Origin of the sequence: Xenorhabdus sp. Sc-CR9, assembly GCF_963897815.1 — a bacterium.
Taxonomy (GTDB): Bacteria; Pseudomonadota; Gammaproteobacteria; order Enterobacterales; family Enterobacteriaceae; genus Xenorhabdus.
Genome location: NZ_CAWQTY010000069.1, coordinates 1 through 1,215, shown reverse-complemented (window position 1 = coordinate 1,215; position 1,215 = coordinate 1). Strand labels below are relative to the sequence as shown.

Here is a 1,215-nt window from a genome sequence, read left to right as displayed (position 1 = left end):
CAGGGCGCGAGCATACTTTTTTAACATCTATTGAATGAAAATTAATAGCATGATCTAATTAGCCTTATTTCTCTTCTAATCGCTTACCTATGACCCTGATTGAACATTTATCCGTTGTTAAAGAAACACGCTCTAATATTAATCGTCAGTACGATCTGATTGATGTGATTTTCCTTGTCGTCAGTGCCATTATGGCGGGAGCCGAAGGTTGGCAAGATATTGAGACTTATGGCCGGGCAAAAATTAAGTGGCTGAAAACGTATCGCCCCTTCCTCAATGGCATTCCCCGTCGGCATACCATTGCGAGAATATTGCGTGCTATCGAGCTGGACTCCCTGCTGGAAGCTTTACTCAACTGGGTTAATGAGCAGCGTGAGTTGGGGAATAAACCGGTTATTGCTTTTGATGGGAAAGTCCTGCGACGCGCCTATCGTAACGATAAGAAAAATGCCGTCCAACTGGTCACGGCCTATGATACTGAGGCAGGGTTGGTATTAAGCCAGAAAGCAACGGCGACCAAAAATGGGGAAATCAGCACAGTCCGCCAGATGCTGGATATCCTTAATCTCAAAGGCAGTATCGTGACCCTTGATGCCCTACATTGCCAGCGTGAAACGCTGGAAAAAATCAGTGAAAAGAAAGCACATGTGGTTGTGCAAGTGAAGAAAAATCAACCCAACTTATGGGATGCAGTTCAATCTCAATTTCAGGCCGTTTTTGATGCGGGTAAAGAGCAAGTGATAACGGAAATCAGGCAAGAAGCCCATGGTAGACGGGAAGAGCGCTATGTATTTCAGTTAAAACCGAAATTTACCCCTGAAATGATGGAGCGATGGCCAACGATCCGGAGCATTATTGCGGTTGAACGTCATCGGACACAAAATGGCAAAGGGACAGTAGATACTTCGTATTATGTGAGTTCGCTTTCGCCCCGCCATAAATCCCTCGGGTATTACATTCGTCAGCATTGGCGAATTGAAAATAGTCAGCACTATATTCTTGATGTCGTTTTTAAAGAAGATGATTCTCGGATTGTTTTAGACGGGGCCATTGAGAATCTGGCGTTATTCCGTCGTCTTGTTTTGAACATGGTCAAGCAATGTGATTGCGGGGCACCAAGCCAAAGAAATAAGCTTAAAAAAGCCAGCTGGTGTGATGATTACCGCGCCCAAGTTTTCTTTGGCTGAATGTTAATCAAAGTATGCTCGTGCCCTG

1 protein-coding gene is annotated in these 1,215 nt (G+C 44.7%); it reads left to right on the top strand.

Annotation, left to right across the window (positions count from 1 at the left end; translation table 11 throughout):
- The first annotated feature begins 89 nt into the window (after positions 1-89).
- Complete coding sequence (locus AACQ81_RS03635) at positions 90-1,187, top strand: ISAs1 family transposase (RefSeq protein WP_237388477.1); 1,098 nt, start codon at positions 90-92, stop codon at positions 1,185-1,187.
- Positions 1,188-1,215 lie beyond the last annotated feature (28 nt).

Bases quoted from the DNA above. Each gene is read 5' to 3' on its own strand.
- AACQ81_RS03635 (WP_237388477.1), top strand. From the start codon at position 90: ATGACCCTGATTGAACATTTATCCGTTGTTAAAGAAACACGCTCTAAT.